The organism is Mesorhizobium sp. M2A.F.Ca.ET.039.01.1.1, from assembly GCF_003998035.1.
Lineage (GTDB): Bacteria > Pseudomonadota > Alphaproteobacteria > Rhizobiales > Rhizobiaceae > Mesorhizobium.
In genome coordinates, this window is sequence record NZ_RZRY01000170.1 from 1 (window position 1) to 10,455 (window position 10,455).

Annotated in this window: 13 protein-coding genes; all 13 read left to right on the plus strand. The window is 63.5% G+C overall.

Translation table 11 applies throughout. From position 1 onward, the window contains the following. Positions 1 to 655, plus strand: a 655-nt coding sequence (locus tag EOA24_RS15120; RefSeq protein WP_133374523.1) for a PhoH family protein, incomplete at its 5' end; no start/stop codon positions are given. Positions 656 to 667: 12 nt separating this feature from the next. After that, positions 668 to 1,165, plus strand: a complete 498-nt coding sequence (gene ybeY / locus EOA24_RS15125) for an rRNA maturation RNase YbeY (protein WP_126079420.1) — start codon at positions 668 to 670, stop codon at positions 1,163 to 1,165. Positions 1,166 to 1,192: 27 nt separating this feature from the next. Then, on the plus strand, positions 1,193 to 2,269 hold the full coding sequence (locus tag EOA24_RS15130) for a hemolysin family protein (RefSeq protein ID WP_126079419.1): 1,077 nt from the start codon (positions 1,193 to 1,195) through the stop codon (positions 2,267 to 2,269). Positions 2,270 to 2,342: 73 nt separating this feature from the next. After that, positions 2,343 to 2,813 carry a VOC family protein gene (locus EOA24_RS15135; protein ID WP_126079418.1) on the plus strand — a complete coding sequence of 157 codons (471 nt, stop codon included), beginning with the start codon at positions 2,343 to 2,345 and terminating at the stop codon, positions 2,811 to 2,813. A gap of 97 nt (positions 2,814 to 2,910) precedes the next feature. After that, a complete protein-coding gene (gene lnt, locus EOA24_RS15140; RefSeq protein ID WP_126079417.1) occupies positions 2,911 to 4,497 on the plus strand; it encodes an apolipoprotein N-acyltransferase in 1,587 nt (528 codons plus the stop codon). A gap of 139 nt (positions 4,498 to 4,636) precedes the next feature. Then, positions 4,637 to 5,059, plus strand: a complete 423-nt coding sequence (locus tag EOA24_RS15145) for a helix-turn-helix transcriptional regulator (RefSeq protein ID WP_095819313.1) — start codon at positions 4,637 to 4,639, stop codon at positions 5,057 to 5,059. A 165-nt stretch (positions 5,060 to 5,224) separates the two neighbouring features. After that, on the plus strand, positions 5,225 to 6,490 hold the full coding sequence (gene metK, locus EOA24_RS15150) for a methionine adenosyltransferase (RefSeq protein ID WP_126079416.1): 1,266 nt from the start codon (positions 5,225 to 5,227) through the stop codon (positions 6,488 to 6,490). Then, the gene (locus tag EOA24_RS15155) at positions 6,487 to 7,197 is read left to right on the plus strand and encodes a tRNA (guanosine(46)-N(7))-methyltransferase TrmB (protein ID WP_126079415.1); all 711 of its coding nucleotides are present in this window, start codon (positions 6,487 to 6,489) and stop codon (positions 7,195 to 7,197) included. The genes metK and EOA24_RS15155 overlap by 4 nt, the downstream gene beginning before the upstream one ends. A gap of 65 nt (positions 7,198 to 7,262) precedes the next feature. Beyond that, entirely contained in the window at positions 7,263 to 7,577 is a 315-nt protein-coding gene (locus EOA24_RS15160) for a DUF1778 domain-containing protein (RefSeq protein WP_126079414.1), read from the plus strand. A 114-nt stretch (positions 7,578 to 7,691) separates the two neighbouring features. Beyond that, positions 7,692 to 7,940, plus strand: a complete 249-nt coding sequence (locus EOA24_RS15165) for a CopG family ribbon-helix-helix protein (protein ID WP_040986247.1) — start codon at positions 7,692 to 7,694, stop codon at positions 7,938 to 7,940. Then, positions 7,937 to 8,224 carry a type II toxin-antitoxin system RelE/ParE family toxin gene (locus EOA24_RS15170; protein ID WP_126079413.1) on the plus strand — a complete coding sequence of 96 codons (288 nt, stop codon included), beginning with the start codon at positions 7,937 to 7,939 and terminating at the stop codon, positions 8,222 to 8,224. The genes EOA24_RS15165 and EOA24_RS15170 overlap by 4 nt, the downstream gene beginning before the upstream one ends. A 153-nt stretch (positions 8,225 to 8,377) precedes the next feature. Continuing rightward, positions 8,378 to 9,004: a ribosome maturation factor RimP gene (gene rimP / locus EOA24_RS15175; RefSeq protein ID WP_126079412.1), complete on the plus strand. Its 627-nt coding sequence runs from the start codon at positions 8,378 to 8,380 to the stop codon at positions 9,002 to 9,004. 46 nt (positions 9,005 to 9,050) lie between these two features. Next, on the plus strand, positions 9,051 to 10,455 hold a 1,405-nt coding region (gene nusA / locus EOA24_RS15180; RefSeq protein ID WP_127409886.1), incomplete at its 3' end, for a transcription termination factor NusA.

Here is a 10,455-nt window from a genome sequence, read left to right on the forward strand (position 1 = left end):
CATCTACGCCCGCTCGCTCAACCAGGACGCCTATATGCGGGCGCTGGAGCGCTCCGAAATGGTCTTCGGCATCGGCCCGGCAGGCACCGGCAAGACCTATCTGGCGGTGGCGCATGCGGCGATGCTGCTCGAACGCGGCATGGTCGAGCGCATCGTGCTGTCGCGCCCCGCGGTCGAGGCCGGCGAGCGGCTGGGCTTCCTGCCCGGCGACATGAAGGAGAAGGTGGACCCCTATCTGCGGCCGCTCTACGACGCGCTCTACGACATGATGCCGGCCGACAAGGTCGAGCGGGCGATCGCGGCCGAAGTGATCGAGATCGCGCCGCTAGCCTTTATGCGTGGCCGCACGCTGGCGCATGCGGCGGTGATCCTCGACGAGGCGCAGAACACCACGCCGATGCAGATGAAGATGTTCTTGACCCGTCTCGGCGAGAACTCGCGCATGATCGTCACCGGCGACCCGACCCAGATCGACCTGCCGCCCAACACCAAGTCGGGGCTGGTCGAGGCGCTGCGCATCCTCGACGGCGTGCCTGGCATCGTCACCGTCCGCTTCAACGAAGGCGACGTGGTGCGCCACCCATTGGTTGCCGAGATCGTCAAGGCCTATGACCGCGACGGCAAGCTGGCGCGGGGCCTGGGCGCCGAAAGCTGATCAAAAGGCTATATGGCTGACAATCCAGCATTAAGCGGCGAGACGCCGGTCAATATCGATATTTTCGTCGAGGCCGGCAATTGGCCTGCCGAAGCCGAGCTGACGCGCCTGGTCGATCGCGCCGTTGCGGCCGCCTTTGCCGAAACAGGGGCGACCGGCGTCTCCGAGCTCAGCGTCGTCTTTTCCGACGATGCTCACATCCGGACGCTCAACGCCGAATGGCGCGGCAAGGACAAGCCAACCAACGTCTTGTCTTTTCCGGCTTTTCCGTTTCCGAAGGGCGGCAAGCTGCCGCCGATGCTGGGCGACATCGTGCTGGCTTCCGAGACGGTGGCGCGCGAGGCCGCACTGGAAGACAAGCCGTTTGAGAACCATATCACCCATCTCGTTATTCATGGCCTACTGCACTTGCTGGGTCATGATCACGAGACCGACGCCGAGGCGGAGGAGATGGAAGCGATCGAGCGCGCAGCGCTTGCGAGGCTTGCCATTCCCGATCCCTACGCGTAACAAAAAAGCTCAATTGACCTGATGGCGATGAACGACACACCAGAAACTGCCGCCCGCCCGGACGCCGGCAGTGCTGCCAAGCCTTCCGAAAAAACGGAAGAGGGCTCGAGTCCGAGTATTCCCACCGGCAGCGCGGCCGCGGAGCCGACGCATGCCGGTCCTTCGCTCTTCGACCGCGTGCTCGGCCTGTTCCGGCACCGCAACGGCACTAGCCTGCGCGAGGAGATCGCCGGCGCGCTTGCCGAAACGACGACCGATGCGGGCGCCTTCTCGCCCGGCGAACGCGCCATGCTCAACAACATCCTGCGCCTGCGCGAAGTGCGGGTCGAGGACGTCATGGTGCCGCGCGCCGATATCGAGGCGGTCGAGATCAACACCACGCTTGGCGACCTGCTCGGCCTTTTCGAGCAGTCCGGCCATTCGCGCATGCCGGTCTATTCCGAGACGTTGGACGATCCGCGCGGCATGGTCCACATTCGCGATGTGCTCGCCCACATTACCAAGGTCGCCCGCGTCAAGAAGGGCCGCACCAGGGCGAAGGCGCTGGTGACGGCGGCGCTCGACCTTGCGCAGGTCGATCTCGCGCGCACCATCGGCGAGCTCAATCTGATCCGCCAGGTGCTGTTTGTGCCGCCCTCGATGCTGGCCTCCGACCTCATGGGCCGCATGCAGACGACGCGCACGCAGATGGCCCTGGTCATCGACGAATATGGCGGCACCGACGGCCTCGCCTCGCTGGAAGACATCGTCGAGATGGTGGTCGGCGACATCGAGGACGAGCATGACGACGACGAGCCGATGATCACGCAGACCGGCGACGGCGTCTTCGTCGTCGACGGCAAGGCCGAGATCGACGAGGTCGCCAAGATGATCGGCGAGGATTTCGCCGCCGGCGAGCATGGCGAATATGTCGACACGATCGGCGGCATGATCTTCAACACGCTCGGCCGGGTCCCGGCCAGGGGCGAAGTCGTGCAAGCCATTCCCGGCTTCGAGTTCCACGTGCTCGACGCCGACCCGCGCCGCGTCAAGCGCGTGCGCATCGTGCAGAGCCCGAAGGGCGAGCGGCAGCGCCGCCGCGCCGCCCGCACCGAGCAGGCCTGACCCCCTGAGCAATTCCAGGAAAAGTGCGTAGCGGTTTTCCATCCGGAATGCGTAAAAAAGAACGTGGAGCGGCATGCCGACCGACGATCCGTTCAAGCATGCGGTCCTGGGCTCAGGCCTCTTCTACCGCGATCCGCGCGCGGCTTTGTCCTTTCTGCAAGCGGCCTTTGGTTTTGAGCCTAGCATGCTGGTGAGCGATCCCGACGGTCGGCTCGTGCATGCCGAAATGCGCTTCGGCGACGGCTATATCATCGTCGATTCCGAATGGGATGAGCGTATCGCCAGTCCCGCCTCCGTCGGCGGCAAGAACACGCAAGCCGTCTATGTCCGTCTGCAGCAGGATATCGACGCTCATTGCGAGAAAGCGCGCGCGGCAGGCGCGGAGATCGTCGAGGAGCCCGCCGATCATTTCTACGGCGAGCGCCAATATCGCGCCCGCGACCCCGAAGGCCATGTCTGGACATTCACCCGCACCGTACGCGTCGTGCCGAAGGACGAGGCCGAGCGACTGACCGGCCTGCGGATCGAGGGCTGGCACAGATAGCGCTACGGTGTATCAGGCGGCGCTTATCTGGGTTTGGATCGCGCGGCGTGGCCTGTTAAACCTCTAACTCCCTGATTCGCGCGACTTGGGAAGCTGGATGCAGCGCTTTGCCGGCCGGATAATTCTGCTGTGGGGGTGGCGGCGGGCGCTGGTGGCCTTTGCCGCCGGAGCGCTGGCGGTGCTTGCCCAGGCGCCTTACGATTTCTTCGCGGTCTGCTTCGTCTCGTTCCCGGTTCTGGTCTGGCTGCTCGACGGCGCCACCGGCGAGGCTTCCGATGGCTGGTTCAGGCGCCTGCGGCCGGCTTTCGCTACCGGGTGGTGGTTCGGCTTCGGCTACTTCCTCGCCGGCCTGTGGTGGATCGGCCAGGCATTGCTGGTCGAGGCCGACAGCTTCGCCTGGGCTTTGCCCTTCGCCGTCGTCGGTATCCCCTTTGCGCTCGCCTTCTTCTATGGCTTCGCCACCGTGGTGGCGCGGCTGTTCTGGAGCAGCGACATCGGCCGCATCGCCGCGCTTGCCTTCGGGTTCAGCCTTGCTGAATGGCTGCGCGATTTCCTCTTCACCGGCTTTCCCTGGAACGCCGTCGGATACACGGCGATGCCGGTGCCGCTGCTGATGCAGAGCGTGTCGGTGACCGGCATGATCGGCATGAACGCGCTCGCCGTCTTCGTGTTTTCGCTGCCCGCGCTGGTCGCGGCGCGCCGGCATCTGAGGCTGGGCCTTGCCCTGTTCGTCATCCTCGTCGCTGGCCATGTCGGCTTCGGCTACGCCCGGCTCGCGGCCCCGGTCGAGCCGGCCCGCTCGATCGATGTTCGCATCGTCCAGCCCTCGGTCGATCTCAGCGAAAAGTGGGACGCCTCGGTGCGCGACCGCATCTTCGCAACTTTACTGGGGATATCGGGGAAAGCGCCGGAAGAAGGCCATGCCAAGCCGCAGCTTATTTTGTGGCCGGAAACATCGGTGCCCTTCCTGTTCACCGAGCGTCCGGAAGCGCTCACGGCTCTGGGCGACATGCTGGCCGAGGGCCAGATGCTGATTGCCGGCGTCGTGCGCGAGGAAGGCGGATCGGCGAGCGCCGGCAGCCGCTATTACAATTCCGTGGTGGCGATCAACGACAAAGGCGAGATCGTCGATGCCGTCGACAAGGTGCATCTGGTGCCCTTCGGCGAATACCTGCCCTTCGCCGATCTTTTCCAACGCTTCGGCATAGGCCAGCTCGTTGCCGGACCGATGAATTTCGCCGCCGGCAACGAGCGGCATCCGATCAGTCTGCCGGGCGGCCTGCGTGCCGCGCCGTTCATCTGCTACGAGGTGATCTTTCCCGATCTCGTCGCCGCCGACGCTGCGTCATCTGACGTGATCGTGAACGTCACCAACGACGCCTGGTTTGGTGACACGCCAGGCCCGTATCAGCATTTCAGGCAGGCGCAGATTCGCGCGGTGGAGAATGGATTGCCGCTGCTGCGCGCGGCCAACAACGGCATCTCCGCAATTGTCGATTCGCGCGGGCGCATCATCGATGCGCTTGCCGTCAACGCGCGCGGCGCCATCGACGCGCATGTGCCGGTTTCTGGGCGCGCCCTCCTGTCTCCCGAACAGCGGCATTTTAACGGATTGCTGATCATGTTGCTGTTTGCGCTGATGGCCTTCACCTTGAATGTAAGGCAGCGGCTACGGGTGAATTGACAGTCGGCACATTAGAAACTCATACTGTAACGCCTAAAATTTTTCGAAGTCGGTTGGAGGGTTCTGTTGGGGCAGGTGGCTCCGGCTTCATATGGGCGGAACAAAATAGAAAAAGCCGGAAAAATTCGGCGAGGAAAAAATGACAGAAGAGAACAAGAAGAAGCCGAATCCGATCGACATTCATGTCGGGAGTCGCATCCGGCTGCGTCGCAATATGCTTGGAATGAGCCAGGAAAAGCTGGGTGAAAATCTCGGCATCACCTTTCAGCAGATCCAGAAGTATGAGAAGGGCACGAACAGGGTTGGCGCCAGCCGTCTGCAGGCGATCGCCTCCATCCTGAGCGTTCCCGTCGCCTTCTTTTTCGAGGATGCCCCGGGCGAGGAGACCGGTGGCGGCAATCGGGGATTTGCCGAAGACTCCTCGATGGCCTTCGCCATCGAATTCTGCGGTAGTCCCGAAGGGCTTCAGCTTAACCGGGCTTTTGTCAAGATCGGCGACGTGAAGGTGCGCCGCCGCATCATCGATCTGGTGAAGGCGCTCTCCGCCGAGGACGCCGATTGATTTTTACCTATGCCGCCGGCGGCGCCCCGCCGCTGGTGGCATAGCCGGCTTGCCTACATTCATGCCAGATCCGTCGCGCCGCTTGACGAGCGGCGCCCGGCACCGCTAACACGTGGCGCGCCAAAAATCGGCAACCTGCCGATTTTTTTTCAAGAGGGGACACCCGTGACGCGGCAGAATTATCTCTTCACCTCGGAATCCGTCTCCGAGGGTCATCCCGACAAAGTTTGTGACCGCATCTCCGACGAAATCGTCGATCTGGTCTATCGCGAAGCCAAGAAGACAGGCATGGATCCGTGGAAGGTCCGCGTCGCCTGCGAAACGCTGGCCACCACCAACCGCGTCGTCATCGCCGGCGAGGTCCGCGTCCCCGACACGCTTTTGAAGAAGGACAAGGCCGGCAACGTCCTCAAGGATGCGTCCGGCCACCCCGTGGTCAACCCGGCCAAGTTCAAGTCGGTCGCCCGCAAGGCGATCCGCGAGATCGGCTACGAGCAGTCCGGCTTCCACTGGAAGACCGCCAAGATCGACGTGCTGCTGCACGGCCAGTCGCCCGATATCGGCCAGGGCGTCGACAACGCCGCCGACCGCCAGGGCGAGGAGGGTGCCGGCGACCAGGGCATCATGTTCGGTTACGCCTGTCGCGAGACGCCCGACCTGATGCCGGCGCCGATCTATTACAGCCACAAGATCCTCGAACTGCTTGCCGCCGCGCGCCATGAAGGCAATGGCGAGGCCGGCAAGCTCGGCCCGGACGCCAAGAGCCAGGTCACCGTGCGCTATGCCGACGGCAAGGCGGCGGAAGTCACGCAGATCGTGCTCTCCACCCAGCATCTCGATGCCAGCTGGGACTCCAAGAAGGTCCGCAAGGTCGTCGAGCCCTATATCCGCGAGGCGCTTGGCGACCTGAAGATCGCCGAGGACTGCAACTGGTACATCAACCCGACCGGCAAGTTCGTCATCGGCGGGCCTGACGGCGATGCCGGCCTCACCGGCCGCAAGATCATCGTCGACACCTATGGCGGCGCGGCACCGCACGGTGGCGGCGCCTTCTCGGGCAAGGACACCACCAAGGTCGACCGTTCGGCGGCCTATGCGGCGCGCTACCTTGCCAAGAACGTGGTGGCGGCCAAGCTCGCCGACCGCTGCACCATCCAGCTCTCCTACGCCATCGGCGTCGCCCAGCCGCTGTCGGTCTATGTCGACCTGCACGGCACCGGCAAGGTCGAGGAATCGAAGCTCGAGGAGGCGCTGCGCAAGGTGATGGACCTGTCGCCGTCGGGCATCCGCCGTCATCTCGACCTCAACAAGCCGATCTACGCAAAAACCTCGTCCTACGGCCATTTCGGCCGCAAGGCCGGTCGCGACGGTTCCTTCTCCTGGGAGAAGACCGATCTCGCCAAGGCGCTCAAGGACGCCGTCGCCGCCTGACGCCAGCTAACGCAAAGGATAGGCCGAGCCGGGCGACCGAAGGATTCTTCGGTCGCCGGCACGGCAAGACCATACGCCCGCAGCAGGCGATCGCCCTCGAAAGCGGCCTGCGCGAATACCGGCTCGACCTGACGGCGCAAGCGCCGGCTGACCTCAGCACCTTGTTCAAGGCGGAGGTTTCGGCACTTCAGCTGGAGATCGGCTTTGGCGGCGGCGAGCATCTTCTGCACCGCGCCAAGGAAGCGCAGGGGACCGGCTTCATTGGCGTCGAGCCCTTCGTCAACGGCATGGCCAAGATGATGACGGCGCTTGCCAAGAACCCGCTTGGCAATCTCAGGGTCTATGACGACGACGCCACGCGCCTGCTCGATTGGCTGCCGTCGGGCTCGCTCGACGGCATCGACCTGCTCTATCCCGATCCGTGGCCGAAGAAGAAGCACTGGAAGCGCCGCTTCGTCGGTGCCGCCAATCTCGGCCGCTTTGCCCGCGTCCTGAAGCCGGGCGGCAGGTTCCGCTTCGCCTCCGATATCGACAGCTATGTGAACTGGACTCTGCTTGCCTGCCGCGCTCACGGCGGCTTCGCATGGCAGGCTGGAGAGGCTGCGGATTGGCATAGACCTTATGAGGGTTGGCCCGGCACGCGTTACGAGGCCAAGGCCATCCGCGAAGGACGGCGGCAGGCTTATCTGACCTTTATCCGGAAATAGGTAGCCCGAGTCTCTGTATTGCATTTAGCGCTACAGGCTGCTGCATTGCCGATAAGGAGACAGCTATGGCCGCCCCGATCGAACGCAAGGAATACCGGATTTTGATGCGCCTGCCGGAAGCGGATGCGGCGATGATCGATCGCGCCGCCGGTCTCCGCGGCCGCTCCCGCGCGGATTTCGTGCGCGATGCCGCCGTGCGCGCGGCCGAGGATGTGCTGATGGACAACCGCCTTGTCCGCATGAGCCCGGAAGGGTTCGCTGCGTTCATGGAAGTCCTGTCGGCTGCGGCTGCTCCGTTTCCTGATATGGTGGAACTGGCGAAGCGGCCCGCTCCCTGGGAAGCTGGTATACCACGAAGCGCTGACCAGTGGCTTTGTTAGTTCCCAAACCGCTTACCGCAGTTCCACGGCGTGTCCAGATTTTCCGCTGGGGAGCCTCCATTGACGAACCACCCTGGTTCCACCACATTCATTGTGAACCACAATGGAGACGGGATGATGAGCGCCTTCACCGTACGGCTTCCCGATGAGACCGTGGCCAAGCTCGACCAATTGGCCGAAAAGGTGGATCGCTCACGCTCCTACGTGGCGGCCCAAGCGATCGAAGACTATGTCGCCAGGGAAGAATGGCAACTTGCCGAGATCGAGGCCGGCCTCGAGGAAGCTGATCGAGGGGAATTTGCAAGTGAGAAGGATCTGGCCGGCGTCATAGCGAAATACGTCAAGCCGGCCTCCGGGCGATGAAGCGGATCCGCTGGACAGAGCGCGCCGTGCGCCGTCTCGACCAGATTGGCGGTTTCATCGAAAAGGACAATCCAACAGCCGCGGCACGGGTCGTTGCCCGCATTGTTTCTGTCGTGGACAATCTTGCCGAACATCCGGCGATGGGCCGCGTCGGGCGGGTGAAAGGGACACGAGAGCTGGTCTTGGCTGATATCCCGTACATAATTCCCTACCGTGTTGTCGGCGACGAGATCGAGATACTCACGGTGATGCATGCAGCCCAGCGATGGCCACGCCAGCTGTAGATGCCGCTAGCCTTTTGCCTGCAGGCTTGAAACACCGGCGCCAATCGTCTATATCAGCCTCAAATTCTTGGTCGGTATGACGAAGAGTGGGTCCACCCGGTCCCGCTCTTTTTTATTACCTGCCGGCCGGAAGCCAAAAGCGACAGGGATTCAATGACTGCAGCGGCAAGCGAGGCCGACGACCGTATCATCCGCGAAAGCGGCATCGATGCGCGCATTGCGCTGATCATGCAGCCGGTGCTCAAGGCCATCGGCTTCCGTCTCGTGCGGGTGCAGTTGACCGGTCAGAATGGGCTGACGCTGCAGATCATGGCCGAGCGCGAGGACGGCACCATGACCGTCGAGGATTGCGAAGAGGTCAGCCGCGCGGTGTCGCCGGCCCTCGATGTCGAGGATCCGATCGAAAAGGCGTATCATCTTGAAGTGTCCTCGCCGGGTATCGACCGGCCGCTGGTGCGCAAGTCGGATTTCACCACCTGGACCGGTCACCTGGTCAAGCTGGAGACGTCCGTCCTCGTCGGTGACCGCAAGCGCTTCAAGGGCAAGATCGCCGAGGCCGACGCCGATGGCATCCTTATCGAGCGCGACAAGGCGGCCTATGGCGAGGAGCCGACGGTGCGCGTGCCTTATGACGCGATCGCCGAGGCCCGGCTGGTGTTGACCGACGATCTCATCCGCGATGCCCTGTCGAAGGACAACCGGGCGCGCAAGGAAGCAAGGAAACGCCGCGGCGAAGCGGAAGACGCCGCCGAGGAAAACGAAACCGAACAGGAAAGTTGATAGCGCCGCCGGGCCGCGTGTCCGAGGCGAAATCGGGAGAAAGACAATGGTTGTAAGCGCCAATAGGCTTGAACTGCTGCAGATCGCCGACGCGGTCGCGCGTGAAAAGTCGATCGACAAGTCGATCGTCATCGCCGCCATGGCCGATGCGATCCAGAAGGCGGCGCGCTCGCGCTACGGCCAGGAGACCAACATCCGCGCCGACATCAACCCGAACACCGGTGAGATGAAGCTGCAGCGGCTGATGGAAGTGGTCGATAAGGTTGAGGACTACGCCACGCAGATCGCGCTTTCCACGGCGCGCGAGCGCAACCCCGACGCCCAACTCGGCGACTTCATCGCCGAGCAGCTGCCGCCGATGGATTTCGGCCGTATCGCCGCCCAATCGGCCAAGCAGGTCATCGTGCAGAAGGTGCGCGAGGCCGAACGCGATCGCCAGTATGACGAATACAAGGATCGCATCGGCGAGATCGTCAACGGCACCGTCAAGCGCGTCGAATATGGCAACGTCATCGTCGATCTCGGCCGCGGCGAGGCGATCATCCGCCGCGACGAGCTGATCCCGCGCGAGAACTATAAGTATGGCGACCGCGTCCGCGCCTATGTCTACGACGTGCGCCGCGAGCAGCGCGGCCCGCAGATCTTCCTGTCGCGCACCCATCCGCAATTCATGGCCAAGCTCTTCACCATGGAAGTGCCGGAAATCTATGACGGCATCATCGAGATCAAGTCGGTCGCTCGCGACCCCGGCTCGCGCGCCAAGATCGCCGTCATCTCGCGCGATTCCTCGATCGATCCGGTCGGCGCCTGCGTCGGTATGCGCGGCAGCCGCGTCCAGGCGGTGGTCGGCGAATTGCAGGGAGAGAAGATCGACATCATTCCGTGGTCGCCTTCGGCCGCTTCCTTCATCGTCAACGCGCTGCAGCCGGCCGAGGTCGCCAAGGTGGTGCTCGACGAGGATGCCGAGCGCATCGAGGTGGTGGTGCCGGACGACCAGCTCTCGCTGGCCATCGGCCGCCGCGGCCAGAACGTCCGCCTGGCCTCGCAGCTCACCGGCTGGGATATCGACATCCTGACCGAGCAGGAAGAGAGCGAGCGCCGCCAGAAGGAATTCGTCGAGCGTTCGGCACTGTTCATGGAAGCCCTCGATGTCGACGAGATGGTCGGCCAGGTGCTTGCCTCCGAAGGCTTCACCAGCGTCGAGGAAGTCGCCTATGTCGACTCGGGCGAAATCTCCTCCATCGACGGCTTCGACGAGGACACCGCTTCGGAAATCCAGACCCGCGCCCGCGAATATCTGGAGAAGATCGAGGCCGAGCATGACGAAAAGCGCAAGGCGCTGGGCGTCAAGGACGAGCTGCGCGAGATCCCCGGCGTCACCACCGCCATGATGGTGACGCTCGGCGAGGACGGCGTGAAGACGATCGAGGACTTCGCCGGCTATGCCGCCG

Bases quoted from the DNA above. Each gene is read 5' to 3' on its own strand.
- ybeY (WP_126079420.1), top strand. From the start codon at position 668: ATGGCTGACAATCCAGCATTAAGCGGCGAGACGCCGGTCAATATCGAT.
- EOA24_RS15130 (WP_126079419.1), top strand. From the start codon at position 1,193: ATGAACGACACACCAGAAACTGCCGCCCGCCCGGACGCCGGCAGTGCT.
- EOA24_RS15135 (WP_126079418.1), top strand. From the start codon at position 2,343: ATGCCGACCGACGATCCGTTCAAGCATGCGGTCCTGGGCTCAGGCCTC.
- lnt (WP_126079417.1), top strand. From the start codon at position 2,911: ATGCAGCGCTTTGCCGGCCGGATAATTCTGCTGTGGGGGTGGCGGCGG.
- EOA24_RS15145 (WP_095819313.1), top strand. From the start codon at position 4,637: ATGACAGAAGAGAACAAGAAGAAGCCGAATCCGATCGACATTCATGTC.
- EOA24_RS15160 (WP_126079414.1), top strand. From the start codon at position 7,263: ATGGCCGCCCCGATCGAACGCAAGGAATACCGGATTTTGATGCGCCTG.
- EOA24_RS15165 (WP_040986247.1), top strand. From the start codon at position 7,692: ATGATGAGCGCCTTCACCGTACGGCTTCCCGATGAGACCGTGGCCAAG.
- EOA24_RS15170 (WP_126079413.1), top strand. From the start codon at position 7,937: ATGAAGCGGATCCGCTGGACAGAGCGCGCCGTGCGCCGTCTCGACCAG.
- rimP (WP_126079412.1), top strand. From the start codon at position 8,378: ATGACTGCAGCGGCAAGCGAGGCCGACGACCGTATCATCCGCGAAAGC.